Below are 24,852 nucleotides of genomic sequence, written 5' to 3' on the forward strand. Positions count from 1 at the left end.
GCCCCGCCCGCCCCGCCGGTCCAGGCCGACGCCGCGGCGTCGGCCTGGACCGGCGGGGCGGGCGGGGCGGTGCACGGCGGGGTGCCGGCGGCGTGGACCTGGCCGCAGATCGAGCAGGGCATGGTGGTTCCCTTCGTGGTGGTCGGGCGGGAGGCGGCGACGTCCAGGACGCGGGCGTCGTCGTAGGCGGGGACGGACACGAGGGAGACCTCGCGCAGGGTGGCGGCCTTGGCGATGAGGGTGCCGTCGTCGGCCCACGTGTACTCGGTGATCTCGGTCCCGACGCTGAATGCGTCGCGCAGGCCGTTGGCGGCCTCGGTCAGGGCGAGGTCGCCAGCGGGACCGGCGGGCAGGTGGAACGTGCCGGTGGCCTCGGCGTCGGTCATCGCGACGTCGGTCAGGTAGCCCACGGACCGCTCGTCGTCGTGCTGGACGAGCAGCTTCACGCGCCGGCGCTCGGCGTGGACCTCGAGCGAGCCGGGCTCGTAGATGATCGGGCCGATGGACGCGTTGCCCTTGACGCCGAACGGGACCAGGACGCCGGAGACCTCGCGCTTGGACGCGGAGGCGGTGACGAGGTGGGCGGCAAGGGTCGCGCGGATGGGGTCCATGAGTCATTCCTCCAGGGCGGCGCCGCGCTCCATGACGCGCAGCTCGTCGTCGGTGTACAGGCCGACCTCCTTGGCGACCTTGTAGGCCTCCATGCGGTCCTTGAAGTCGCCGCGGAGCAGTTCGAACGTGTCGAACGTGGCCCACTGGCCGGCGGGCAGGATGTCGTCCAGGGACAGCCGGCCGGCGATGGCCTCCAGGTAGCCCATGGCGAAGTAGTCGATGAGTTCGCGCGAGCGCGCCGGCGTGTTCGAGTACGTGAGGTTGGAGCCCTCGACCGCGACGTCCGCGACCCATGCCGGCGCGCCGGCGGCGCGGACCAGGGCGAGGTCGGTGGCCTTGCGGCCGTCGATGAGCAGTTGCTCGGGGGCCTGGCCCATCGTCTTGGCCTCGATGGACTGGTTGGTGAACGAGACACCGCCGTTGGCGCCTCGCCGGGCCTTGGCCCAGCGCGCGATGAGCGCGTCCACCTGCTCGTCGCTCATCGGCTGCCCGCCGGTCTGGTGCAGGTCGATCGACGGGACGGGGTTGTCCGACGCGCGGGCCGCGGCGCGCTCCAGGGCGTAGGCGGTACGGATCGTGGGGGCGGCGAAGTTGAGCAGACCCTCGTGGGGGCCGTCGATGCGGTAGATGTCGCGCGGGTCCAGGTCCTGGGACTCGCCGACGAGGCCGACGAGGTTGCCGTCGGTGTCGAAGCGGCCGTGGTACTCCGGGATCCACTGGAAGCGACGGGCGCGCCCGCCGTCGGACGCGGCGTCGCGCTCGACGGCGACCCACCACGCGCGGCCGTACCAGAACAGCGCGTCGGCGGTCCATCCGAGGGTGAGGAACCGGGACCGGTTCACCTCGGGCTGGCGGGTGACCCACGGCTGCTCGGCCAGCGGCTCGGCGCCGCGCATCGCGACGATCTGAAGCCGGCCGACGGTCGTGAACAGCACCTGCCGGCAGCGCGCGAGGACCGGGAGCGACATCGCGAGGGCGCGGTCCACGTGGACGTACTCGGTCCCGAACAGTTCCTGCATGAGGATGCGGGCGAGGACGTCGTTGTTCTGCCAGGGGGACGCCGGCGGCATCGCGCGGCCGGTGACGGCGACCTCGCCGAGCGCGGACGTGGCGCGCAGCGCGCGGCCGGCGCGCAGGTCCTTGATCCATCCCATGACGACTAGTAGCGGGAGGGTGGGGGGATTCCATCGAATCCCCGCGCGTGTCACTTGCCGCGCAGCTGCTCCGCGACGGCCTTGTCCCCGGGGTGCGCGCGCAGTTCGTGGTGGCGGGCCTCGCGCAGCGCGGCCAGCCGGTCCAGGTCGGGCAGGCCTCGCCAGCCGCACGGGCACAGGGCGAGGAACGATCCGCCGCCGACGTCGACACGAACGCGCATGGGTCACTCTCCGGGGACGTAGACGAACGGGTCGGGCATCGGCGGGGTGCCGTGGTCGTACAGGCGCAGGGCGACGGTGCCGGCGATGAGCCGCGGGATCGGGACGGCGGACTGCGCCCGGTCCCACGCCTGGGCCTGGCCCATGCGGCGCAGCGCGGCGCCGGCCATCTCGGCTTCCCACGCGGGGTCGCCGTCGTGCACGAGCAGCGGCTCGGCGTCGCCGGCGTCGTCGCGGTTCTCGATCGCGCCGAGGACGTCGCCGGTCGCGGTGGCGAAGTCGCGGGCGCCGGTCGTCTCGACGTGCACGCCGAGTTCGGTCAGGTCGTCGGTCGCGGACTTGGCCGGCCCGCCGTCGTCGGCGCCTATGCCGCGCACGGTCCAGTCGCGCGCGAGGTCCCGGACGGCCGGCACGAGCCAGCGCGTCCCGGGCGCGGACTGGACGACGCGCCAGCACGCGCGGCCGGCGTCGTCGCGCCACGCGGCGACGATCGCGGCCTCGGACCGGTCGAACGCGATGTCGTAGGCGATCGCGACATCGGCCGGGCCAGTCAGGGCCGGGTCGCCGCACCCGGCGAAGAGGTCCAGGTCGACCACGGTCTCCAGGCGCTTGGTCCACCGGTTGGCCATGTTGCGGGCGAACGTGCCCGGGGACAGGGCGCGGCGCTCGGCGCGCCAGCCGTCCAGGGTGATGAGTTGGCCGAGCGCGGGGTGAAAGGCCGCGGCCTCGTCGCTGTTGAGGTCGACGTCGTCGGGGACGGACCACTCGAAGTACGCCATGTCGCTGGTCGGGTCGTCGTGCTCGGCGCGGCCACGCTCGACCATGCCGAGTAACCACTCCGACTCGGCGGTGCCGGCGGCGCTGATGACCCACAACTGCTGGTCAGTGCGGGTGAGCATCGCGCCGCGGATCGCGGCGTCCAGGGCCTCCCCCTGGGCGGCGTCGAACGCCCAGCCCTCGTCCACGCCGACGAACGGCGGTGACCAGCCATGGATGGACTTGGGCGTCGGGGCGAACGGGCGCAGCGCGGACCCGTTGGGGAACGTCAGGGACTCCGAGCCCTGGGACTGGCGCACGGCGACGAGGTCGGCAAGCGGGGAGCCGTCGCCGGTCACGGCGTCGGCGGTGTCGTGCCAGCGGGCCACGGCGTCCTTGCCGAGCTGCGCCGTGGTGAACAGGTCCGCGCCGTCGGACGTCATGGCGCGGTCGACCGCGACGGCGCGCAGCAAGACAGTCTTGCCGGCCTGGCGCGGGACGAGGACGACGACGATCTTGTACCGCCACGGCACGCGGGCGCGCTTGGCCCGGCTGATCGCGGCGCGGGCCGCGACGTAGTCGCCCGCGGCCATGGCCTCGCGCGCGTCGGCGATCGCGGCCCGGCGGATCATCGCGACGGCCTCAGCGTCGGCGGGGCGGTACTCGAGCGCGACGTCCGCGACGTGCGACTGCCACGGGAGCAGGGGCGAGCCGATCATGGCCGCGACGCCGGCGCAGCGCGGACCCATCGTCGGCATCGCGAGGTCGCGCGCGGTGCCGAACCGGGGCGGCGGGAACGTCGCGACGTCGAGCGCGGCCACGCTCACGCGTCGACCCCGATGCCGCGCTCCAGCCGCTCCAGGTCCCGCTGGATCGCGTCCCACTTGTCATCGACCGCGGCCACGGGCATCGGCAACTTGTCGCGCAGGTCCGCGAGCAGTTCCTGGGCCTTCTGCCACGCGACGGACAGCCGGCCCTCGCGGTCGATCCGCGCGGCCAGGACGAGCAACTGCGCCACCAGCGGCTCGTGCTGGGGTTCGATGAGGTCGAGCGAGCGCAGGTGATCGATCGCGAGCCGCTCGGCTGCCTCCTGCTCGCCGCGGGGCGGGGCCGGCGGGGCGGTGCCGTCCAGTGCCGGCTGGTATGCGGTCACGATCGGCGTCCTTCCAGGTCAGACAGGTTTTTTCTGGGCCGCTCCGGGGAGGGACGGACAGAGGGCGCGGGGTGTCCGGCGGCTGCCTGGCTGAAAAAGGCGCGGCCGTCGACAGGCTCAGAGCGACGGAACGTGGCGAGCAGTTCGGGCGTGAGCGGTCGCGAGCCGCGGACGGCGTTGCAGCGCAGACCACAGACCGGGCAGGCCTTGTGATGGGCGGGGCGCAGGTTGGCGAGGTCGTTCGTCCCGCCGAACTCGACGGCGAGCAGGTGGTCCGCGCTGTCCGCGCCGCCGTGGCGGCACAGGTGGCACACCGTGCCGTAGGTCAGGTGGCACGCCTCCACCTGCCTACGCCACGGCCGGCCAGCGCGGCGCGTCACGCGGGGACCTGCTCGCGCACGATCGTGTGGACCGTGGACTTGGGCATCCCGACGCGCTCGGCGATCGCGCGCACGGACATGCCCTGGGCGCGCAGCGTGCGCACGGTGGCCTTGGGGTCCTCGGGCTGGCGACGCGCGGCGAGGCGGGCGGTCCAGTCGTCGGGCACGACGAACGGCACGAGGGACGACGACGGGCGCGCGGGCTCGACGGCGGGGCGGGCGATCATGCGCGAGGCGATCTCGTGCATGGCGAGCAGGGTGCCGATCGGGAACAGCGCGGCCAGGCTCGCGCCCACGATGCCCTGCCAGCCACCGGGGCCGAACGACCACGCGTGAGCGGCGTTCGCTGCCGACGACACGAGCGTCCAGAGCGCGACCCACGTCCAGGCGCGCGCGGCCGACTCGTCGCGCGCCGTCGCGGCCAGCGCGCTGTAGGTGTAGACGAGGATGGCCACGTCGATGAACAGCGGCACGAGCGCGGCGAGCGACGGCGGGACCGCGGCCCACGGCGCGATCGCGGACAGGCCGGCGAACGACAGGACGAACGACACGGACGCGAGGCCGGCGCACGCGAGCATCGCGAGGACGAGGGCCGGCTTGGTGTCGGGGTTGATCCGGGCGGGCTGGTGAGCGGTCATGAGTCCTCCAGGTGGTCGAGCAGGTCTAGGTCATGCGCTGCGAGAGCTGCGTGGTCGATCTGGTGGGCCGAGAGGTCCGGGCTCGCGTCTCGCGACTCCGTCGTCCGGGCTGCTTGTGCCTTGCGGGCCGCGATGGTGCGCCGCCGGCAGAACGGGCAGATGGGCAGTCCGTCGCGCGTCGTCCGGTCCGTGCGGTAGCCGTCGTCGCACGTCGGGGGCTCGGGCCACGTCATCGGTGCTCCAGGCGGCGCAGGGCGTCGCGCGCGGCGCGCGCGGCGTCCGTAGGCGCCGAGCCGACGGCCGGGAGCATGAGGTCTGCGCTCGATCCGTACCCGCGCGGCGCGTGCGCCGCTTCAGGAACGGCACGCGGAGCGTGCTCCTGAGAGTCTGTAGAGGCGAGGGGGCCGTCCGGGCGGGGACGAGGCCCGCCGGTCCCTCCCCGTAGGGGGGTGGGGTGTCCGCTCAGTTCCACATGGTCTGACCTGCGCGAACGCTGGTTCTTGATCCTCGTCCGGGTGTACTTCGTCTTGATTTCCGCGATCCGCGCGAGCGTGGCGGCGCGGTGCTCGGCCTGCCGCGCGTCGTTGAGCGGGCGGGCCGCGATGATGAGGTCCACGAGACGGCGCTTGACGACCTTGATCCAGCCGGGCGTGCCGTAGCGGCGCGAGGCCGACTCGATCGTGATGCCGCCGCGGGTCCACTCGATCACGCCCAGGTCCTCCAGCAGGGCCATGCAGCGGGCCGTCCACTTCAGGGACAGGCCGGCGCGCTCGGCGATGTCGGCCACGGTCGCCTTGCCGGCCGCGGACCCGAACGGGAGCGCGTTCACGAGGGCCTGGAGCGTCGAGCGGACGCCCTGCATCGCGCGGCCGTGCAACTCGCCCCACCCGCTGTTCGCGAGCGACGTCACGAGGGACGGCGCGGACCAGCCGGCAACCGGGACGCGCGGGGCGCCGTCGTAGGGCTTGGACGTCGCCCGGGTCGGCTTGCCCTTGCGGCGGCTCACCGGTCGACCGCCGGCGTAGTGCGCGGCCGTGCCGAGGAAGAGGGCACCCGGCACGGCCGCGGCTCGGCGAACTCCGGAGTCGCGCGCGGCGAGCGGCCGAAGCGCTCGGTGTACGCGGCGACGTAGCGCGAGCGACGCTCGGGGACGATCATCGAGCCACCCCGGCACGGATCGCGGCGAGGCGGGCGAGGCGGGTGGCACGGCGGACCGCGTGGTCGTGCTTCGCGTGCCACATGACGTTGACGGGGGCGCCGAACTCGTCGAAGCCCTCGCAGCTGTACCACGGGAACGGATCGAACGTCTGCCGCGCGATGGACGGCACCTTGCCGGCGTAGGGCTTCATCGTGCCGTCGCCGCGGTGCGCTCACGCTGGATGCGCTCGACCTCGGCCCTCTCGAACAGATAGGCGCCGTTCGAGCCGGGGTACTTGAACGCCGGCGTGATGTGCCCGGCCTGCACCCAACGTGTCAGCGTCGAGCGATCGATACCCAGCCACGAGCACGCCGTTGCGCTCGTGACCGTGGTCTCTTCGATGTCGTCCATGCGTGCAGCATCGTCCATTGGACGATGGATGCGCAAGTGCTGTGCATGGCGCGTATGGCGCGCTCTTGTGTGGTATGGGCCGGTCGTGCAATGCTCGTTGCATGAGCATCGAAACATCGGGCTACAGCGCGGCCGATCTAGAGCCTGACCTCGCCGATCGCATGCGCAAGGCGCTGCGACTGTCGGGGATCGGGGTGCAGGAGATGGCGGACTACCTGGAGGTCGCGCGCGGGACGGTTGGAACCTGGATCAACGGGCGGATCACGCCGAGCGCGCAGACCGTCCGTCTCTGGGCGCTGCGCACCGGGGTTCCCTACGAATGGCTCCGGGACGGCAAGAACCCCCGCCAGGATGATCCTGACGGGGGTTCCCGTGATGTGCGCCCGAAGGGATTCGAACCCCCAACCTTCTGATCCGTAGTCAGATGCTCTATCCGTTGAGCTACGGGCGCCGGTCCTGCGTGACCGCTGATCGCTCACCGGCCGTCGAGAACACTACCGTGTCCCCGCCCCGAACCCAAACCGATCCGGCCCCGGAGGGCCCGGGGTGACGGACGCCACGCCGTCCGACCCTCGCCGCACCCGACGCGCCGGGCGGTCCCCCCAGGGTCGGACACGGGCTTCTCGACGTCCCGTCCCCAGCCCGACGTGGCGGGACCGGCCGCCGTCGGACGATCGATCCATGACGTTCACCGGCCCCTCCCCTGCCCCCGGCGGCTCGCCCCTCGTCGCGAGCGCGCTCACCAAGGTCTACGGCTCCGCCCAGACCGCGACGCACGCCCTCGCGGGCGTGAACCTCACGGTCCACCCGGGCGAGTCGCTCGCGATCATGGGCCCGTCCGGCTCCGGCAAGACGACGCTCCTGCACGTCCTCGCGGGCATCATCACCCCGACCTCCGGCTCGGTGTCGTGGCGGGGCGAGGACGTGGCGACGCTCTCCGAGGCGCGGCGCACGATCCTGCGCCGCCAGGACTTCGGTTTCGTCTTCCAGTCCGGCCAGCTCCTGCCCGAGCTGCCCGCGGTCGAGAACGCCGCCCTGCCGCTCATGCTCGCGGGCACGGCGCGCGCCGAGGCCACCGCTGTCGCCGCGCGGTGGCTCGCGCACCTCGGCCTCGCCGGGATGGAGCAGCGCCGCCCGGGCGAGCTCTCCGGCGGTCAGGCCCAGCGCGTCGCGATCGCGCGCGCGCTCGTCGGGTCGCCCGGCGTCGTCTTCGCCGACGAGCCCACCGGCGCGCTCGACCAGTCGACCGGTGCCGAGGTGCTCGACGTGCTCACGCGCGCCACCCGCGACTCCGGCGCCGCGCTCGTCGTCGTCACGCACGACGCGGGCGTCGCACGCCACTGCTCGCGCACCGTGACGATGCGCGACGGGCGCATCTCCGGCGAGTTCTTCGCGCCCGGGGCCCAGCCCGCGCCGAGCGCGGGGCAGCAGCCCGTGGCGAGCACCGCCGTCGGGCAGCCCGCTCCCCTGCCGCCGGCGCCGCCCGCCGCCCCGTATGACGCCGCCACCCAGGCCGCGATGGCCGCTCACCCCGCCGCGGGGTACGCGTCCGGCGGTCCGGCCGCGCCCACCACCCCCACCGCATCGAGCCAGGAGAGCACGCGATGAGGACCGTCGACCTCTGGTGGCTCCTGCGCCGCCGCAGCGCCGACGAGCGCGACCCGCAGGGCCTGACGAACGTCCTCGCGATCATCGCCTTCGGCGTGACGACGGCGATCCTGCTCGTCGTCATGGGCGGCTTCCACGCGTTCCTCGAGCGTGCCGGCGGCATCGACGGCATGCGCGAGGGCATGGACTCGGCCATCACCCCGTACGCCACGCAGTACCCGCTCCTCGCGGGCGTCGCGTCGCTCCTGCTCCTCATCCCGCTCGTGACGCTCGGTGCGGCGGCCGCGCGCCTCGCCGTCGCGCGCCGGGACGCCCGCCTCGCGGCGCTGCGCCTCGCGGGGGCGACGACGGGCCAGGTCACCACCCTCACCGCCCTCGACGCCGCCGCGCAGGCCGTGATCGGCGCGCTCGCCGGCCTGCTCGGCTACGGCGCGCTGCTGCCCCTCGTCGCGCAGCTCCGCTTCCAGGGACGCACGTTCGCGATCGGCGAGCTCTGGGTGGGTGTCCCCGCGCTGCTCGGCGCGGTCGTGCTCGTCGTCGCGATCGCGCTCGTCTCGGCGCTCGTCAGCCTGCGCCGCGTCGCGATCACCCCGCTCGGCGTCGCGTCCCGCGTCACTCCACCTGGGCTCAAGGCCGTCCGGCTGCTGTCGATGGGCCTCGCGTTCGTCGCGCTGATCGTCGCGACGAACCTGTCCTTCGGGTCCGTGGCGGTCGTCCTGACCGTCCTCACCGTCATCCTGCTGGTCGGCTTCGCGACGGTGAACGTCGTGGGACCGTTCGTCATCTGGCTCGTGGGCAAGATGACGGCCGGGAGCGCACGACGCGTGCCGACGCTGCTCGCCGGGCGGCGGATCGTGGACAACCCGAAGACCGCGTGGCGCTCCGTCGGCGGGGTCGCGCTCGCGACGTTCATCGCGGGACTGACGAGCATCTTCGCGCTCCTCGACCCCGGCCTCGGCGCCGACCCGGACGAGGTGCAGTACCTCACCGACATGAAGACCGGCGGGTTCCTCACCCTCGCCATCGCGGGCGTGCTCGCCGCCGTCTCGACGGGCGTCATGCAGGCGGGACGCGTCATCGACCAGCGCAACGAGTACCGCACGCTCGTCCTGTCCGGGACGGACCTGCGCACTCTCGACCAGGCGCGCTTCCGCGAGACGCTCGTCCCGCTCGTCGTGAGCGTCGGTGTCTCGACGTTCGCCGCGCTGCTGTTCATGGTCCCGGTGATCGGTCTCAACGCGTTCGCGAACGTCGAGGTCGTCGTGCAGTTCCTGCTGTGCGTGGCGGCGGCGTCAGCCCTCGTGCTCGCCGGGGCGGGTGCCTCGCGGTTCGTCGTGCGGTCCGCGCTCGCGACCACGGGGAGCGCGTAGCCACCCGGAGCTGTCGGCGCCCCGCTGGTCCCCGGACCCGCGGGGCGCTGACAGCGCTCCGCCGGGCAACAGAAAAGGCCCCGGGCGCTGAGCACCGGGACCTTCCTGAGCGGAGACGGAGGGATTTGAACCCTCGAACGGATTGCTCCGTTACCACCTTAGCAGGGTGGCGCACTAGACCTGACTATGCGACGTCTCCTCGCAGGCTCGACGGGAGAGCCTGCGTCGCCCAGGGTACAAGGGCGCCGCCGCGAGACCAAACCGCCGGTTCCGACGGCGTCGCGCACCCCTGTCCGAACGCCTAGCGCTCGAACGTCCACTCGCGGTCCGTCAGCATGCGGGCCACGGCGAGGCCGATCGCGAGCGCGACGATGACCAGCCCGGCCTCGACGGCGTAGGCGAGCGCCTGCGCCGTCGCGCCGGTGTTGAACTCGTACACCGCCCGGTACGCCGTGACCCCCGGGACCATGATGACGACCGCCGGGACCGACACCGTGATGCGCGGGACGCGCAGCGCCGGGGCGACCGTGGCCGCGAGCAGGCCCACGAGCAGCGCGGCCGCCGCCGCGGCCGCCTGGGGCACGACGTCGGCGTCCACGAGGAGCAGCCGCCCGACGTTCGCGACCATGCCGATCGACGCGGCCCCGAGCGCCATGGCCCACGGGCTGTTGAACATCAGGGCGAACCCGAGCACCCCGAGGAAGCTCGCGACGCTCCGCAGGCCGAGGAACAGCGGCTCCGCGAGACCGGGCGGCGGCACCGGGTCCGGGGTGAGCCCCGCCGCGGCCGACACGCCCCACACGGCCAGCGCGGCCGAGGCGAGGATCATGAGCGCGTAGGTCACCCGGGCGACCCCGGCGGAGAAGTCGAGCTTGGCGAGGTCGAGCGCCCCCGTGACGAGGGCGAACCCGGGCACGAGGAAGAGCACCGCGGAGACGTACCCGGCCTCGTGCCCGCCGTCGACGCCCGCGAGCGCCGACAGCGCCAGGACGAGGACCAGGTAGGCGAGGCTCGCGACCGCCGCCGCGAGCATCGTCACGCCGAACTGGTTGATCCCGCGGTGCAGCATCGCGCGCCGCACGCCCTGGCCCAGCGCCGCGGCGACGAGCACCGCGCCGCACTCGACCAGGCCGCCGTTGTTGAGGAACGCGAAGGCCGCGCACGCGATCCCCGCCCACAGGGCGTTCAGGAGAGCGCCGTACAGCGGTGGCCGGCGCGCGATCCGGTCGAGCTCCGCGTCCACGGCGTCGAGGTCGGCGCCGGCCGGCAGGGCCGCGGAGAACCGCTCGAGCTGCGCCAGGCGGTCGGCGTTGATCCCGATGGACCGGACCTCGGTGAGCTCGGTGCGGAAGATCGGGCCCCGGTACGACGTCGCGGTGATCTCCGTGAGCGTCACGTGGGCGGCGATGTGGTCGAGCCCCAGCGCCCTCGCCGCACGGGTCATGTGCGACTTCACGCGATAGCTGCCCGTGCCGGCGGAGAGCGCGAGGCGGCCGATCCGCAGCACGGTGCCCGACCGGCGGATGAGGTCGACGGGCTCGAGACCGGCTTCGTCGGCCGGGGAGGGCTCAGGCGTCACGAGGCCATGATCCCGTAGGTCCGCGCGCGCGGCACTCGCCGAAGGTCCCGGTCGCCCGTGCCCAGGGGCCGGTCAGCGGGGTCGCCCGGCCGTCCGGACGGGGCGCTCGTCAGGAGCGTCGCACCCGGCGGACCACGAGGAGCCCCCCGCCCGCGAGCAGGAGCAGCCCGGCCGCCGCGAGCAGCCAGGCCGCGTCCGCACCCGTCGCCGGGAGCGGGCGGTCCGGAGCGGTCGGTCCGGGAGGCGCTGCGCCTCCGCCGTCGTCCGGGGGTCCCGGCGGCTGGGGGGGCTCCGGCGGCGCCGGTGCGGGCGCGCACGCGGCCGCCCCGGACTCGGTCGCGCCGTCCTCGCCGATCACCCCGACCGTGTTGAGGAATCCGCCCGCCTCCGTCCCGGCCGGGTCGCACAGCAGCGCGTCCGGGACGACGTCGGCCGGCACCTGCGCGACGACCGTCACCCGGTAGCGGTGCTCGGCGCCCGCGTCGAGCACCGCACCCGAGGTCACCGTCGGCTGGTCCACGCCGTCCCAGTCGTCCGCGACCGGAACCCCGTCGAGCGACTCCACCGACGCGTCCAGCACCACGATGCCGCCGCCGAACGCGAGCCGGTCGACGAGGTCGTAGGCCCGCGCCGCGGTCGCCGTGTTGCTCACCACGACCTCGTAGGCGATGCGGAACACGCCGGGCTCGACCACGTCCGGCCCCTCGACCACGCTCTTGGCGACGTCGAGCGCGGTCGGCCGCTCGTTGGTGAACGTGCACAGCACCGTCTCGCCGGACAGGACGTCCACGGTCGCGGTGGCCCCGTCCACGGTCGTCGAGCCGCTGGAGCCGACGCACACGAGGTCCGCGAGGGTCCAGCCCGGGGTCGGCGTCTCGGTCACCGTGTAGCTCCCGGGCGCGAGAGGACCGGGCGTGAACGGCTCGGCGGCGTCGGTCAGGGTGAAGGGGGCGGGCTCGCCGCCCTCCGGCGCCCACGCGAGCCCGAACTCCTGCGACGACCCGGCCGGCTCCGTGACCTTGTCGACCACGAGCGTGCCCCAGGGGGCGTTCGTGAAGGTGCACACCACCGTCTCGCCCGGGTCGAGGGCGATCGTCCCGACGCCGTCCGACGCCCCGGACCCGGTCCCCTCCGGGTCACCGTCGACGCAGACCAGGTCCGTGTTCTCGAATCCGTCCTGCGCGATCTCCTCGACCGTGTACGACCCGGGGACCACGTCGTCGAACGTCTCGGTGCCGACCCCGTCCTCGGTGGTGATCGAGAAGCCCTCCGCGTCCGGCCAGTCCCCCGTGAAGTCGAACGTGCCGTCGGCGCCGTCGACGACCTTCGCCACGACGATCGTGCCGTGCCGCGCGTTCTCGGCCGTGCAGGCAGCGACGTCGCCGGGGTCCACGGTGAAGTCGGAGAGGTCCTCGAGCTCGAACGGGTCGCCGCCGCCGGCGGGAGTGATCGTGCAGGTGAGCGCGCCTTCGACCCACCCCTCCATGTCCGACTCCACGAACGAGTAGCGGACGCCCGGCACGATCTGCGGGAGGTCGAGCGTCACCGTGCCGCCGACCGTCGTCACCGGTACCGCGATGGGGTCGACCGCGCCGTCGAGGTCGGTCAGCACGAACTCGAACGTGCCGTCCCCGCCCAGCGAGGTCTTGGTCAGCGTGCCGCTGCCCTCCACCGCCGTGTTGGTCAGGGTGCACGACACCTCGGCGGCCACCGGGGCGACGAACTGGATCCCTGGCGCGTCGGGGTCGGTGTCGTCGACGCCGGTGCAGTCGACCTCGACCGCGGTCCAGCCCGGGACCGGTGCCTCGGTGATCGAGTACGCGGTGCCCGGGACCAGGCCGGACCACGTCGCGACGTCCGCCGCCTGCCCGGCGCCCGAGACGGTCTGGGGAGAGGACGCCCCCGCGGGCACCGGGTCGATCCCGAGGTCGAACGACCACGGGAGGTCGCCGCCGATCCCCGTCGCCACCTTGGCCACGGAGATGCTCGAGGTCGCGACGGTGTTCTCCACGGCACAGACGACGTCCTGCCCGGGCGTCGCCACGAGCTGGAACCCGGGGGTCGCGAGGTCGGCGTCGGTGAGGCCCTCGCACGAGACCTCACCCCGCGTCCACCCTGGCGGCGCCTCCCCGGTCTCCCGCACCGTGTACGTCTCTCCGGGCACGAGCTCGCCCCAGGCGACCGTCGGCTCGGCCGTCGTCGCGGTGCGCCCGTCCACCGTGCCGTCCGGGGCGACGAGCTCGACGCCCACGGACCAGTCGAACCCGGGGCCGGCCCCGTCGACGGTCTTGGTCAGCGACAGCGACGCCGGCGCGGCCACGTTCGTGAAGAAGCAGACGATGACCCCGCCCTCCGGGAGGTCCACGGTGACCCCCCGCCCGTCCGCGGTCGAGGACCAGAAGTCCGCGTTGCACTCCAGGTCGCCGCTCGAGAGCGCCCACCCTGGCACGTCCGCGGGCTCGGTGATCGTGTACTCACCCTCGTCCAGCCCGTCGAAGGTCCGCAGCGCGACGTTCGGGGGCGCCGAGCTGCCGTTCAGGGAGAACGGGGTGGGGCCACCCTCTGGCCCTTCGAGGACGAAGTCGAACTCCTGCTCGTACTCGACCGGGACGGTGCGCTTCACCACCGCGATCGAGCCGGGCGTGACGTTCGTGAAGAAACAGCGCACCGTCTCGCCCGGGAGGACGGTCAGGTCGATCGTGCGTCCCGCCGGGTCGGCGGAGTGGTCCTCGCCGCCGTAGGTGCACGCGAGGTCGGCGAGCCGGGTCGCGGGATCCCCGGCGTCCGTCAGCTCCTCGATCGTGTACGTGCCCGCGGGCACGTCCTCGATCGTGTGCTCGTAGAGCGTGCCGTCGCCCTGCTCGACCGTGATGGAGAACGCGTCGTTCCCCGGGAGGTCGCTCTCGAAGTCGAACGTGCGCCCGTCCACCCCGTGCGCCTCCTTGGAGACGACGACCGTGCCGAGCTGCGTGTTGGTGAACGTGCACTCGATGTTCTGCCCGGCCACCGGGGTGACGGTCACGGACCGTTCGGTCTCCGCACCGGCCGCGGTGCAGTCGATGTCCGGGGGGAGCCAACCGGGGGCCGGGCCCTCGGCGACGCTGAACGGCACACCAGCCTGCACGGGGAACGACGCGCTCTGGCCGTCCGCGAGCGTGAAGCCCGGCTGGCCCGTCGCCTCGAAGGTGAACGGCTCCGTGGACCCGTCCGGGACGGTCTGCTTGGTGACCGTGACGACGGCGGCCGCGTTGGTGATGACGCAGTCGGTCGTGCTCTGGGGACGCACCGGGAACCGGTCCTCCGGGTCGTCGAGGACGAACTGCTCGGGTGGTCCGCCCGCCGCCGGGACGGCGGAGCACACGATGGACTGCAGCTCCCAGGGCGACGGCACGTCGGTCTCCGCGAGCGAGAAACCGGAGCCGAACAGGACGTCGTCGTACCTGACCGTCTCGCCGCTCGCGAGCGACCCCGAGACGGTCGGCACGGGCGGCGGCCCCGGCTGCACGGGGCCCGTGTCGCTCGCCACCGTGAACCCGAACCGGGCTCCGGTGTCGGCGCTCTGCGGGACGGTCGCCTTGGTCACCGTCAAGGAGCCGCAGTTGGCGATGGTCATCCGGTCCGGCGCGTGGTCGGCGAAGTCCTGGATGTTCGCGTTGGGCGAGTTCCCTGTCCGGGTGAGCATCTCCGCGATCTCGTACGTCGCGCACACCGAGGGCTCGAGGACGCCCGCCGTGTTCAGGTCGATCGCGAACTCGCCGAAGGTCTCCTGCGGCTGGTTGGTCAGCGGCGGCCCCTCCGAGCGCACGCCGACCGCCCACGCGAAGTCGACGGAGCCCGGGTCCGGGGTCCAGGTCCCCGCCCCGAGCGGGTTGGCGCAGCCGTCACCCGCGGTCGGGGTCCAGCGCTGGACGGCGGCCGTCGTCCCCGACGAGGCGTAGTTGAACTCGAGCAGGACGTCGTCGCAGCGTCCCGGCCCCGGGCCCTCGAGGTGCTGGAAGACGCTGACCTCGCCCGCGCCGACGTACCGCGTCCAGTACCCGTAGAGGATCGCGTGCCGCTCCCCGTCGCCGTCGACGACGTACTCGAGGCCGTACGCGGTCGAGCACAGGTCGCCCTTCTGGTTCGGGTTCGACGGGCCGGGCCGCCACGGGTTGGTGCTCGGGCTCTGGCTGGGCGGGGCGCCCGACTGGTCGGGATTGGCGTTGCAGGACTGGGCGAGGCTCCCGTTGTCCCAGGCGAAGCTGGCCTGGACGATCCCCGACGAGGCGAAGCCCTGCTCCGTCGTGTACGGACCGGTGGGGGTGAACGTGAAGTCGCCGTCCGGCTGGACGCCCGTGATGAAGTCGTCCCAGTTGAAGGTCTCGGGCGGGCTGGCGGAGCCCGACGTGCCGTCGACCTCCATCCCGGTCTGCAGGCCCGAGGGCTCGAGCGTGGCGGCGCTCGCCGTCGGCGGAGGGGCGACCGGCACCAGCACGACACCGAGCAGCAGCGCGGCGACCAGTCCCGCGAGGAGCCTCCGCCGGTCCGGACGCGTCGAAGGACGACGGCGCCCGTGCGCCACCGCGGTCGTGCTCGTCATGGCCGCTCCCCCCGGAGACTGCATGTCACACGCTGCTCGGACGTGCGCCGTCGCGCGGCCCCCGGCCTGCCCGAGCCGTCCCGTCGCGCGCGACCCCACCCGCCGGACCGTCCCTCGTGACCGCGCCCACGGCGGGCCGGACCACCTCGTCCGAGCCCGACGATAGTACGGAGCCGGTGACACCGCGCGAGGATGCGCGGGAGACACGTCGGGCCGGGTCGGAGCGTGCGCTCCGACCCGGCCCGACGTCGTGCGGAGGGCGAGGGATTCGAACCCCCGGTGCGTTGCCGCACAACGGTTTTCAAGACCGTCACATTAGGCCGCTCTGTCAGCCCTCCCGGCGAGCCATTGTGGCACGCCCCGGCCGGGCACGACGACGGCGGACCGCCCCGAGGAGGGCGGCCCGCCGTCGTGCGGTCGTGCGGGGTACCGACGCGTCGTCAGGCGGCGCCGCGGAGCTGGCGCATCGCAAGCTGGACCAGCGCGATGAGCGTCTGCTTGGTCGCCGCCCGCGAGCGGGCGTCCGTGTAGAGCATGGGCACGTGCGCGGGGATCTGCAGCGCCTCGCGCACGTCCTCGAGCTTGTGCTTGGCCACGCCGTCGAAGCAGTTCACGCCCACGACGAACGGGATGTTGCGCGACTCGAAGTAGTCGATCGCCGGGAAGCACTGCTCGAGACGGTCGGTGTCCACGAGCACGACGGCGCCGATCGCACCGCGGACCAGGTCGTCCCACATGAAGAGGAAGCGGTCCTGACCCGGCGTGCCGAACAGGTACAGCCACAGGTTGCCCGGGAGCGACACGCGGCCGAAGTCCATCGCGACGGTGGTCGTCGTCTTGCGGTCGGACACGCCGCCCGCGTCGTCGACGCCGACCGAGTGCTCCGTCATCGCAGCCTCGGTGTTGAGCGGCTCGACGTCGGAGATCGACCCGATGAACGTCGTCTTCCCGACGGCGAACCCGCCGGCGACGACGATCTTGACGACCGTCGGCGCCGTCCGTGCGGTCGCCGCGGCTGCTGCGGGCTGCGCTGCCGGGGGTTGCGCCGCGGCGGTCGGCTGCGCCGGCGCCACGGAGGGGGCGGGCCGTGCCGGGACGGCGGGCTGCGCGGCGGCGGCAGGCTGCGCCGGGGCGGCAGGTTGAGCCGGGGCGGCAGGCTGCGCCGGAGCAGTGGGCTGCGCGGCCGCGACGGGCTGTGGCGCGGTACGTGGCTGAGCGGCTGCCTGAGCGGCCGGGGCCGCCGTCGTCGGAGCGGGGGCCGAGACCGTCGGCGCCGACTGCGGCGCAGGTGCCGCCGGGGGCGTGGCGGGACGCGCCGGGACGGCAGCCGCCGGAGCCTGGGTGGGCACGCCGACGGGCGCGCTCACCGGTGCCCACGCGGTCTGACGGACCGCCGACTGGCTACCGGGCACACCCCCGATCACCCCGGACGGCTGCCCTGCCTGCGGCGCGCTGCCCGAGCCGTCAGAGGGTGGAAATGCCATTGAGAACACTCTCCAAGACGCTCAGGGACAGACCCGAGTGGTTGCTGCCGTGACCCGTGTGGACGTTCAGCGGGGTCGACGTGTGGACGGTGATGTAGTTGTCCTCCTGAAGGTCCGCGACGAGCACCTTCGTCACACCGAGCGGGAGGCGCAGGAGCGCGGAGAGCTCGGCGATCGAGACGTACGTGTGCGCGGCGTGCTGGAGGATCGAGCGCTTCTCGGGCGGGAGCCCGAAGCTGTTCACGGCGCCCGGCATGACCTCGACGAGCGCCTCGAGCGGGAGGTCGGACGTGGCGGAGCGCACACGACCACCCGTGACCGCGTACGGGCGGACCGTCGCCGCCTCGTACCCGTCGTGTGCTCCCATGCTGCCGAAAGGTACGTTCGTCATCGATCAGTCCTCATCCCACCGGGGCTCGCGTCGCGCCGTCGACGGGAAGGCTACCCCGCATCTCCGAGATGAGCTGCGGCGTCAGTGTCGCCTCGGTACGGGAGACCAGGAGCGCCATCTCGTAGCCGATGAGGCCGATGTCGCAGTTCGCCTCCGCCACGACGCCGAGGACGGACCCGTTCGAGACGTTCATCAGGAACAGGAACCCGTTGTCCATCTCGATGATGGCCTGGCGGACGTTCCCTCCGTTGAGCTGCCGGGCCGCCCCACGGGTCAGGCTCGACATGCCGGAGACGATCGCCGCGAGCTGGTCACCGCTCGTGCGGTCGAGCTGGTCCGACATCGCCATGAGCAGGCCGTCCGCCGACACCACGAGCGTGTGCCGGCTGCCCGGGACCGTCCGCACGAAGTTGTCGAGCAGCCACCCGAAGTTGGTTGCCTCGGTGCTGAGCGCGTTCACTCTTCCTCCTCGTCAGTTGCCGCAGACGGCATGTCGTCACCGCGCCTGCGGCGCTGAATCAGGGACATAATCCATGGCCTGGGGGGTCCAGGTCGAACTCGTCTCGTCCTGGCCCTCGACACGGCCACGGGCCGTGGCCGACTGGAACGCCGACAGACGGGCCCGGAGCTGCTCCGGGTCACGGTCGATGCGCGCCGTGAAGCGGTCGACGTAGCCCTCGCGCTCCTCGCCCCGCGAGCGTCGGGTCAGGCCTGCCGCCGTCGTGCCGTCGACCTGGAGGGGCTGGTAGATGCCGTCGTTCGGGTCCGCCAAGGTCGCTTCCTGGAAGTCGGTGCTGCCCTGCAGCAGGGTGGACATCTCCTCGTACAGCACCGCGGACGCCATCCAGTCCGACCGCGCCTCGACCGAGTCGGCGATGTACCCGGGCTCCAGGGGCTCGATCGCCTCCCCCACCTGCCGCCGGACGAGCGGTGTCGGCGGTCCGTACCCGACCGCAGCCGGGCTCGGCGCGGCCTCGGGGGCAGCGAAGGACGCCTCGGGCGCCGCGAAGCCGGTGTCCGCGGACGGCACGTCCTGCACCGGGGCGAGCGTGCGCGTCTCCTGCACGGGGGCGAGCGTGCGCGTCTCCTGCACGGGGGCGGCGAACGGCTCCGGGGCGAACGACGCCGCGGTCGCACCGCCCGCAGGCTGTGCTGCCCGCGGCGCGAACGCCGACGAGCGCGCGGGGGCCTGGTGCTCCTGCGACGGGACCGCCGGGGCCGCGACCGGAGGAGCGGCGACCACAGAGGCTGCGGGGACGGGCTCCGGCGTCGGGGCTGCCGGAGCCGGAGCTGCGGGAGCTCCGGCGGGGCGTGACGCCAGGGCCTCCGGGGACGGCCCGGCCGGGCGCGCCTGCGGCGTCGCGGTCGTCCGGGGGCGCCGACCGAAGAGACCGCGCTTGCGCGCCTGGCTCTCGCGCAGCGAGCGACGCGTCGGCAGGTCGGCCATCAGCTCCTCGAAGCGGGGGAGCGCTTCGAAGGTGAGCTCCGCGGGGATGTCCTCCGCCGGCTCGGCCTCGTCGCGCGCCGACACGACCGGGACCGCCGCCGCCTCGGAGTCGGCCACGGCGGGCGCCGGGGCCGGGGCAGGGGTCTGCACGTGAGCCGCCGCCGGCTCAGCGGCCGCAGGGGCACGCTCGACCAGCGGGACGCGCGCGACCGTCGCCTCGTCGACGGGCTCGGCCGCGACAGCGGGCACGACCCGGGTCGCGTCGAGCGGCGCGTCGGCCACGGACGACGGTGCCCACGCCTCGGCGGCCGGCTCCGGCGTCCACGCCTGCTCACCGGGCTGCTCGGGTGCCCAGGCGTCAGCAGCCGGCTCCGGCGTCCAGGCCTGCTCGGCGGGCTGCTCCGGCGCCCACGCCTGCTGGGGGGCCCAGGAGTCAGGGGCCGGCGCGACGGCGGGATCCTGCGGCGTCCACACGTCCTGCTGGACCGGGGTGTCGGCCGGGGCCTCGGAGACGAGGGGGATGTCCGTCGCCGTGACGTCCGGGGCGACGGGCAGCTCCACCGGGTTCTCGGTGGCCGGACGGTCGCCGACCGGGCGGAAGCTCGAGAAGAGGGCGCTGCGCGTGCTCACGTCGAGGACGGGGATCTCGGCGGAGACCGGCTCGACGGGGCTCGCGGCCGAGCGCGACCTGCTCGGGAGCGCGGCGCCGGCGTCGGCGACCTCGGCGGGCGGGCTCCACGCCTCGTCCGCCGCCGGGAGCTGCTCCGGCAGCGCAGGCGTGGCGAGCGGGGGCAGGACGATCGCACCGGTCTGGGGACCTGACGCGAAGGACGCGCTCGGCGCCGCGGCGGCCGGGTCGACCGTGCGCGAGCGGCGGCGGGGCATGCCGGTCTGCGTGGTGCCGTCCGTGAGCGCGTCGAGGTCGACGGGCACCGCGGCGGGTGCCTCGGGCTCCACGGTCGGGAACGACGCCGTCGCGGCGGGTGCCGGGATCGACGGACCGGCCGGGGCCGCGACGTCGGCGGCGGGGAGCGCCGGGACGGCGCCCGCGCCGGCGAGCTGCTGGGCCGCCGCCTGCGTGCTCGTCTCGAGCGGGTCCGTCGGCTGCGGGAGCGGCACGTTCGAGTCGGGGACGAAGAGGGCGGCCGGGAAGGACACGACGACCTCGGTCCCCTGGTCGTCGCCGCCCGCGCTGAACCGGACCTTGGCGCCGAGACGGTCGGAGAGGCGACCGACGACGAAGAGGCCCAGGCGCTGCGCGCCGACGACGTCCGACGCCGCGTGCGTCGCGACCTTGCGGTTCGCCTCCGCGATCTCGTCCGGCGTCATCCCGAGACCGTGGTCGCGGACCGTCACGTAGACGAAGTGCTCGTCGCGGCCGGTCGTGACCTCGACCGGCGTGTGCGGCTCCGAGAACATCGTCGCGTTCTCGAGGAGCTCGGCGAGCAGGTGGGCGGCGTTGAGCGCGTTGTGCCCGAGCATGAGCGGGTCGACGACCAGGTTCAGTCGGACGCGGTCGTACAGCTCGATCTCGGAGGACGCCGTACGGATGACGTCCGAGGCCGGCATGGGCTGCCGCACGCGGCGACCCGAGTCGATGCCCGCGAGGACGAGGAGGGACTCCGCGTTGCGGCGCATACGCGTCGCGAGGTGGTCGAGGCGGAAGAGGTTGGACAGCGTGCCCGCGTCCTCCTCGGAGCGCTCGAGGTCGTCGAGGAACGCGAGCTGCCGGTTGAGGAGCACCTGGTCGCGGCGCGCGACGTTGACGAACATCTCCGCGATCGAGCCGCGGAGGGCGGCCTGCTCGCGCGCGACCTTGATGGTCGTCTGGTTCACGTCGTTGAACGCGGTCGCGAGCTGGCCGACCTCGTCCGTGGACTCCACCGTGATGGGTGCCAGGTCGATGCCCGGGCCCTGGCCCGGGACGGCGACCTGCTCGACGAGCCGCGGCAGCTGGTCACGCACGTCCTCGGCCGCGTCGGTGAGGCGCCGCAGCGGGTTGACGATCGCACGGGCGATGAGACCCGCGACGAGGATCGAGGCGATGACCGCCGCGAGGGTCGCGAGGATCGTGACGACCGCGCGGGTCGTCGCCGCACCCGCGAGGTCGGACGCCTTCTCCGCGGTCGCGCTGCGGACGTCGTCGCGCACCGGGCTCGTCTGGTCGCGGTCCGCCTGCGACAGGTCCGGCCACTGCGCGGCCTGGCTGGGAGGCGTCGCCTTGGGCCGGGAGCCCGCGAGGTTCTGTCGGATCTGGTTGTACGTCGCGCCCGGCGGCACCAGTCGGAAGTCTCCCGGGAGCCGTCGGACGGCCGTGCCCGCGCGCGCCGTGAGGGCGTCGCCGTTGGTCACCAGGACCGCGGCCTGCTGGCTCGTCTCGTTGCTCTCCTGGCCGACCTGGGCGGCGGCGAGGACCGCTCCGGCGAGCGGCTGCTCGAGCGCCTGCTGCGCGAGGAGCTCGTCGAGGAGGACGTAGGCGTCGAGGTACTGCGCGAGGGCACGGTCCGGGGCGGTGTCGGCGAGCGTACGGGGCACGTCGAGCGCTGAGTCGATGAGCGCGTTGTACTGCGAGATGCGCGTGAGCTGGCCGATGGACGACCGGTCGATGGACTGCCGGACCGCCGTCAGGTCGTTCCGGTCCGCGATCGTGTCGGCGACCGCCTCTCGCACGCGCGGGTCGAGCGCCGACGTGTCGAGCCTCTCGTACGCGCGGTCGCGCGCGTCGAGCGCCTTGTCCGTCTTCTCGCGCTGCGCCATCATCTGCGCCTCGCTGTCCTCGGTCCCGGCGTTCGCGTCCAGGAAGGAGTACGTGCGCTCGGCCGCGATCTCGGTCCCCGCCGCGTCCTGCGCCGCGAGCGCACCGACGAGCGCGCTCGTCTGGCTGGCGTCGCGCGCCGACCCGATGGCCTGGGCCGAGATGATCGCGGCGGCCGCGAAGAGGACGAGGACGGGCACCGCGAGAGCCGCAAGGATCTTCCCGCGAACGCTCAACCTGCGGAGCATACGAACCTGCCTCCATCACCCTGGTCCACCCGTTCGGCGGCGCGGTCGGCGCGCGTGGCAGCGGCGCCTCCCGGGCTCCGCTCCCCGGTCGTGCGTACTAACTATCGGTGCACATCCCCCGGACACCTAATCCGCGAGGAGCGTGAACTTTCGCCCCGCTCCCGCGACGCCCCGTCGGCGAACCGGCGCCTCCCGGGCCGTCCGCGTAGTCTCGGCGATGTGCGAGGCGTCACGATATCGGCCCCCGGTGGCCCTGAGAAACTAACGGTTTCCGCGCTCCCTGACCAGACCCCCGGACCGGACGAGCTCGTGGTCCACGTCGCTTCCGCTGGCGTGAACCGCGCTGACCTGCTACAACGCGCCGGATCCTACCCGCCACCCGCCGGAGCACCGGACTGGCCCGGCCTCGAGGTCTCGGGCACGGTCGCGGCCGTCGGGGAGTCCGTGACGGGATGGTCCGTGGGTGACCGCGTCGTCGCGCTGCTCGACGGCGGCGGCTACGCGGAGCAGGTGCGTGTCCGGTCGACGCAGGTGCTCCCCGTCCCCGACGGCGTGGACCTCGTGGACGCCGCCGCGCTCCCCGAGGCGGCGTGCACGGTGTGGAGCAACGTCGTCGACGTCGGTCGCCTGGCCCCGGACGAGTGGCTGCTCGTGCACGGCGGGTCGGGCGGTGTCGGGACCCTCGCCGTGCAGGTCGGCGCCGCGCTCGGTGCCCGCGTGGCCGTCACCGCCGGCGGGCGCGACCGGGCCGACCGGTGCCTCGCGCTCGGGGCGAGCCTCGCCGTCGACCACCGCGAGGAGGACTTCGTCGCCGCGGTGCGGGACGCCTCCGGCGGGCACGGCGCGGACGTCGTGCTCGACGTCGTCGGCGCCGCCTACCTGCCGCGCAACCTGGAGGTGCTCGCCACGGGCGGGCGCCTGGTCGTCATCGGCATGCAGAAGGGACGACGCGCGGAGCTCGACCTGGGTCTCCTCCTCGCCCGGCGCGCGACCGTGGCCGGGACGACGCTCCGGGCGCGGCCCCCGGCGGAGAAGGCGCGCATCGTGCACGAGGTCCTCACGCACGTCTGGCCGATGGTGGAGGACGGGCGCGTGCGCCCGGTGGTGCACGCACGCCTCCCGCTCGAGGAAGCCGCACGGGCGCACGAGCTGCTCGACTCGGGCGAGGTCTTCGGCAAGGTGCTCCTCGTGCCCTGACCCCGGCCGACCGCACAGGAGAGCGTGCGCCGTCGGTGCGCGCGTGGGCACCGCGCGCCAGACTGGACCCATGGCTGACGAACCCCGCGACCCCCGTCCCGACGAGCCGACCGCCCCTGAGCCCGCGAACGGTGCGGAGGACGCCGTCGACGAGACCGACGAGCCCGCCCGCGCCACGGTCGTGATGCCGGACGGGACGGGGGTGAGCGTCGTCGAGAGCGACGACTCGACCGACCCCGACCGCAACCCGGCGACGGTCATCGAGGAGCCGGCCAAGGTGATGCGCATCGGCGGCATGATCAAGAAGCTCCTCGACGAGGTCCGGGACGCCCCGCTCGACGAGGCGGCACGGTCGCGGCTCGCCGAGATCCACGAGCGCTCGCTCACGGAGCTCGAGGAGGGCCTGTCGCCCGACCTCGTGGCGGAGCTGCACCGGATCACGCTCCCGTTCTCGGACGACACGGTCCCGACCGACGCGGAGCTGCGCGTCGCGCAGGCGCAGCTCGTCGGCTGGCTCGAGGGCCTGTTCCACGGCATCCAGACGGCGCTCGTCGCCCAGCAGATGGCGGCGCAGGCGCAGCTCTCGCAGATGCGTCGCGCCCTGCCGCCGGGTTCGCTGCCACCCATGGGCCCCGGCGCGCCGGGCGGGATGCCGGGGCACCCCGGCCGGCCGGACGAGCACGACGGACGGCCCTCCCCGGGTCAGTACCTCTGAGTCACCGCGCCCTGCCGCCCGTCCGGGCCCCGTGGTCAGGCGGGCGGCGGGTCGAGCGGCGCGACGTCGTCGGGCGGGGTCGCGTCCCGGCCGCCCGGGCGCGCGGCGGTCATGGCGATCGCGCCGGACACGAGGACGAGTCCGACCAGCTCCGGGACCGTGGGCACCTGGCGCAGCACGACGGCCCCGACGACGGCGGCCGTCGCCGGGAGCAGCGCGAGCAGCACGGAGAACGTCGCCGCGCTGACCCGGCGGAGGATGACCTGCTCGAGCGCGTACGGGACGACGGACGAGAAGAGGGCGATCCCGGCGATCGCGACCACGTGCCGCCAGTCGCCGAGCACGGGGACGGCGTCGGGCGCGAGGAACGGCGCGAACACGAGGGCGCCTACGGTCATCGCGACCGCGAGCGACGTCACGCCCGACCCGGAGACGGCGACCCGCCGACCCAGCAGGATGTACGCCGCCCAGCACGCGGCCGCGACGCCGATCGCGGTGAGCCCGAGCACGGCGTCCGCGCGCGGGAGGTCGGACTCGATCGTCACCCCGGCGAGCAGCACGACGCCGGCTCCCGCGACCGCGATCGCGCCCCGCTCGCGCCACCCGCTGCCCGTGACCGCCGCGACCGCGACGGGGCCGAGGAACTCGATCGCGACGGCCGTCCCGAGCGGCAGGTGGTCGATCGCGACGTAGAACGCGAGGTTCATCGCGGCGAGGGCGACGCCGAAGACGGCGACCCACGCGAGGTCGTGCCGGGTCCACCGGTGACGCCACGGCCGGCGCCACGCGAGCAGCAGCACCGCGGACGCCGCGATGCGCAGCCACCCGACCTCGATCGCGCCGGCCACGGCGAACAGCCCGACGGCGATCGCCGCGCCCAGGTACTGCGTCAGCCCCGAGACGACGAACAGCGCCGGGACCGGGACGCGGTCGAGGGCGACGGGGCGGGTGGGCACCGCCCGACTCTACGACCGCTCCGGCAGGGAACCGTCGCCCGCAGAGCGTGCGGTTGCGGCCC

Annotated in this window: 22 protein-coding genes and 3 tRNA genes; 5 read left to right on the forward strand and 20 right to left on the reverse strand. The window is 73.9% G+C overall.

What is annotated here, in order from left to right; genetic code table 11:
* From A0J59_RS10895 to A0J59_RS21595, 10 genes are all read right to left on the reverse strand, one after another.
* Nucleotides 1–611, reverse strand: a 611-nt coding sequence (locus A0J59_RS10895) for an HK97 family phage prohead protease (RefSeq protein ID WP_156532966.1), incomplete at its 3' end; no start/stop codon positions are given.
* Between the two features lie 3 nt (nt 612–614).
* Entirely contained in the window at nt 615–1,766 is a 1,152-nt protein-coding gene (locus tag A0J59_RS10900) for a phage portal protein (RefSeq protein ID WP_064316112.1), read from the reverse strand.
* A gap of 50 nt (nt 1,767–1,816) precedes the next feature.
* On the reverse strand, nt 1,817–1,987 hold the full coding sequence (locus A0J59_RS21585; RefSeq protein ID WP_156532968.1) for a hypothetical protein: 171 nt from the start codon (nt 1,985–1,987) through the stop codon (nt 1,817–1,819).
* A 3-nt stretch (nt 1,988–1,990) separates the two neighbouring features.
* Nucleotides 1,991–3,568, reverse strand: coding sequence for a hypothetical protein (locus A0J59_RS10905; RefSeq protein WP_156532970.1), 1,578 nt, complete (start codon nt 3,566–3,568; stop codon nt 1,991–1,993).
* The gene (locus A0J59_RS10910; RefSeq protein ID WP_064316114.1) at nt 3,565–3,894 is read right to left on the reverse strand and encodes a hypothetical protein; all 330 of its coding nucleotides are present in this window, start codon (nt 3,892–3,894) and stop codon (nt 3,565–3,567) included. The genes A0J59_RS10905 and A0J59_RS10910 overlap by 4 nt, the downstream gene beginning before the upstream one ends.
* Nucleotides 3,891–4,274 carry a hypothetical protein gene (locus A0J59_RS21590; RefSeq protein WP_156532972.1) on the reverse strand — a complete coding sequence of 128 codons (384 nt, stop codon included), beginning with the start codon at nt 4,272–4,274 and terminating at the stop codon, nt 3,891–3,893. Before A0J59_RS21590 ends, A0J59_RS10910 begins: the two co-directional genes overlap by 4 nt.
* The gene (locus tag A0J59_RS10915; protein WP_064316115.1) at nt 4,271–4,912 is read right to left on the reverse strand and encodes a DUF2637 domain-containing protein; all 642 of its coding nucleotides are present in this window, start codon (nt 4,910–4,912) and stop codon (nt 4,271–4,273) included. The genes A0J59_RS21590 and A0J59_RS10915 overlap by 4 nt, the downstream gene beginning before the upstream one ends.
* A gap of 229 nt (nt 4,913–5,141) precedes the next feature.
* On the reverse strand, nt 5,142–5,972 hold the full coding sequence (locus A0J59_RS10925; protein ID WP_064316117.1) for an Lrp/AsnC family transcriptional regulator: 831 nt from the start codon (nt 5,970–5,972) through the stop codon (nt 5,142–5,144).
* Nucleotides 5,973–6,066: 94 nt separating this feature from the next.
* On the reverse strand, nt 6,067–6,261 hold the full coding sequence (locus A0J59_RS10930; protein WP_064316118.1) for a hypothetical protein: 195 nt from the start codon (nt 6,259–6,261) through the stop codon (nt 6,067–6,069).
* Nucleotides 6,258–6,461 carry a helix-turn-helix domain-containing protein gene (locus tag A0J59_RS21595; protein ID WP_156532974.1) on the reverse strand — a complete coding sequence of 68 codons (204 nt, stop codon included), beginning with the start codon at nt 6,459–6,461 and terminating at the stop codon, nt 6,258–6,260. Before A0J59_RS21595 ends, A0J59_RS10930 begins: the two co-directional genes overlap by 4 nt.
* Before the next feature lie 101 nt (nt 6,462–6,562).
* Between A0J59_RS21595 and A0J59_RS10940 the strand changes: the two genes are divergently transcribed.
* Nucleotides 6,563–6,874 (forward strand): helix-turn-helix transcriptional regulator, encoded by a 312-nt coding sequence (locus A0J59_RS10940; RefSeq protein WP_082918931.1) that lies wholly within the window; start codon nt 6,563–6,565, stop codon nt 6,872–6,874.
* Here A0J59_RS10940 and A0J59_RS10945 read toward each other — a convergent pair.
* Nucleotides 6,840–6,912 (reverse strand) — tRNA-Arg (locus tag A0J59_RS10945). The genes A0J59_RS10940 and A0J59_RS10945 overlap by 35 nt on opposite strands.
* A 230-nt stretch (nt 6,913–7,142) precedes the next feature.
* On the opposite strand from A0J59_RS10945, the gene A0J59_RS10950 reads away from it, so the two are divergent.
* Complete coding sequence (locus A0J59_RS10950) at nt 7,143–8,069, forward strand: ABC transporter ATP-binding protein (protein ID WP_082918932.1); 927 nt, start codon at nt 7,143–7,145, stop codon at nt 8,067–8,069.
* Nucleotides 8,066–9,439 carry a hypothetical protein gene (locus tag A0J59_RS10955; protein WP_064316120.1) on the forward strand — a complete coding sequence of 458 codons (1,374 nt, stop codon included), beginning with the start codon at nt 8,066–8,068 and terminating at the stop codon, nt 9,437–9,439. Before A0J59_RS10950 ends, A0J59_RS10955 begins: the two co-directional genes overlap by 4 nt.
* Nucleotides 9,440–9,549: 110 nt before the next feature.
* Here the strand turns inward: A0J59_RS10955 and A0J59_RS10960 are convergent.
* From A0J59_RS10960 to A0J59_RS10995, 8 genes are all read right to left on the reverse strand, one after another.
* A tRNA-Ser gene (locus A0J59_RS10960) sits at nt 9,550–9,638 on the reverse strand.
* Between the two features lie 102 nt (nt 9,639–9,740).
* Nucleotides 9,741–11,018 carry a threonine/serine exporter ThrE family protein gene (locus A0J59_RS10965; protein WP_047231930.1) on the reverse strand — a complete coding sequence of 426 codons (1,278 nt, stop codon included), beginning with the start codon at nt 11,016–11,018 and terminating at the stop codon, nt 9,741–9,743.
* A gap of 109 nt (nt 11,019–11,127) precedes the next feature.
* Nucleotides 11,128–15,597, reverse strand: a complete 4,470-nt coding sequence (locus tag A0J59_RS22085; protein ID WP_064316121.1) for a collagen binding domain-containing protein — start codon at nt 15,595–15,597, stop codon at nt 11,128–11,130.
* Between the two features lie 253 nt (nt 15,598–15,850).
* A tRNA-Ser gene (locus A0J59_RS10975) sits at nt 15,851–15,935 on the reverse strand.
* A gap of 102 nt (nt 15,936–16,037) precedes the next feature.
* Nucleotides 16,038–16,670 (reverse strand): ATP/GTP-binding protein, encoded by a 633-nt coding sequence (locus A0J59_RS10980; RefSeq protein WP_047231929.1) that lies wholly within the window; start codon nt 16,668–16,670, stop codon nt 16,038–16,040.
* Between the two features lie 391 nt (nt 16,671–17,061).
* Nucleotides 17,062–17,448, reverse strand: coding sequence for a DUF742 domain-containing protein (locus A0J59_RS10985; RefSeq protein ID WP_031317001.1), 387 nt, complete (start codon nt 17,446–17,448; stop codon nt 17,062–17,064).
* Between the two features lie 34 nt (nt 17,449–17,482).
* The gene (locus A0J59_RS10990; RefSeq protein WP_024839165.1) at nt 17,483–17,932 is read right to left on the reverse strand and encodes a roadblock/LC7 domain-containing protein; all 450 of its coding nucleotides are present in this window, start codon (nt 17,930–17,932) and stop codon (nt 17,483–17,485) included.
* A gap of 36 nt (nt 17,933–17,968) precedes the next feature.
* The gene (locus tag A0J59_RS10995) at nt 17,969–21,910 is read right to left on the reverse strand and encodes a nitrate- and nitrite sensing domain-containing protein (protein WP_172820046.1); all 3,942 of its coding nucleotides are present in this window, start codon (nt 21,908–21,910) and stop codon (nt 17,969–17,971) included.
* A 231-nt stretch (nt 21,911–22,141) separates the two neighbouring features.
* Between A0J59_RS10995 and A0J59_RS11000 the strand changes: the two genes are divergently transcribed.
* Together A0J59_RS11000 and A0J59_RS11005 are read left to right on the forward strand one after the other, a co-directional pair.
* Nucleotides 22,142–23,119 carry an NAD(P)H-quinone oxidoreductase gene (locus tag A0J59_RS11000; protein WP_047231928.1) on the forward strand — a complete coding sequence of 326 codons (978 nt, stop codon included), beginning with the start codon at nt 22,142–22,144 and terminating at the stop codon, nt 23,117–23,119.
* Between the two features lie 70 nt (nt 23,120–23,189).
* Nucleotides 23,190–23,834, forward strand: a complete 645-nt coding sequence (locus A0J59_RS11005) for a bacterial proteasome activator family protein (protein WP_047231927.1) — start codon at nt 23,190–23,192, stop codon at nt 23,832–23,834.
* Nucleotides 23,835–23,869: 35 nt separating this feature from the next.
* Here A0J59_RS11005 and A0J59_RS11010 read toward each other — a convergent pair whose 3' ends face one another.
* Nucleotides 23,870–24,790, reverse strand: a complete 921-nt coding sequence (locus A0J59_RS11010; RefSeq protein WP_064316123.1) for a DMT family transporter — start codon at nt 24,788–24,790, stop codon at nt 23,870–23,872.
* Nucleotides 24,791–24,852 lie beyond the last annotated feature (62 nt).

The sequence above is a fragment of the Cellulosimicrobium sp. I38E genome (genome assembly GCF_001647255.1).
Lineage (GTDB): Bacteria > Actinomycetota > Actinomycetes > Actinomycetales > Cellulomonadaceae > Cellulosimicrobium > Cellulosimicrobium cellulans_E.

What these genes read in the sequence shown, in the direction of transcription:
- A0J59_RS10950 (WP_082918932.1), top strand. Translation starts at nt 7,143, where the DNA reads ATGACGTTCACCGGCCCCTCCCCTGCCCCCGGCGGCTCGCCCCTCGTC.
- A0J59_RS22085 (WP_064316121.1), bottom strand. Translation starts at nt 15,597, where the DNA reads ATGACGAGCACGACCGCGGTGGCGCACGGGCGCCGTCGTCCTTCGACG.
- A0J59_RS10900 (WP_064316112.1), bottom strand. Translation starts at nt 1,766, where the DNA reads ATGGGATGGATCAAGGACCTGCGCGCCGGCCGCGCGCTGCGCGCCACG.
- A0J59_RS21595 (WP_156532974.1), bottom strand. Translation starts at nt 6,461, where the DNA reads ATGGACGACATCGAAGAGACCACGGTCACGAGCGCAACGGCGTGCTCG.
- A0J59_RS21585 (WP_156532968.1), bottom strand. Translation starts at nt 1,987, where the DNA reads ATGCGCGTTCGTGTCGACGTCGGCGGCGGATCGTTCCTCGCCCTGTGC.
- A0J59_RS10930 (WP_064316118.1), bottom strand. Translation starts at nt 6,261, where the DNA reads ATGAAGCCCTACGCCGGCAAGGTGCCGTCCATCGCGCGGCAGACGTTC.
- A0J59_RS10955 (WP_064316120.1), top strand. Translation starts at nt 8,066, where the DNA reads ATGAGGACCGTCGACCTCTGGTGGCTCCTGCGCCGCCGCAGCGCCGAC.
- A0J59_RS10940 (WP_082918931.1), top strand. Translation starts at nt 6,563, where the DNA reads ATGAGCATCGAAACATCGGGCTACAGCGCGGCCGATCTAGAGCCTGAC.
- A0J59_RS11005 (WP_047231927.1), top strand. Translation starts at nt 23,190, where the DNA reads ATGGCTGACGAACCCCGCGACCCCCGTCCCGACGAGCCGACCGCCCCT.
- A0J59_RS10915 (WP_064316115.1), bottom strand. Translation starts at nt 4,912, where the DNA reads ATGACCGCTCACCAGCCCGCCCGGATCAACCCCGACACCAAGCCGGCC.
- A0J59_RS10985 (WP_031317001.1), bottom strand. Translation starts at nt 17,448, where the DNA reads ATGGGAGCACACGACGGGTACGAGGCGGCGACGGTCCGCCCGTACGCG.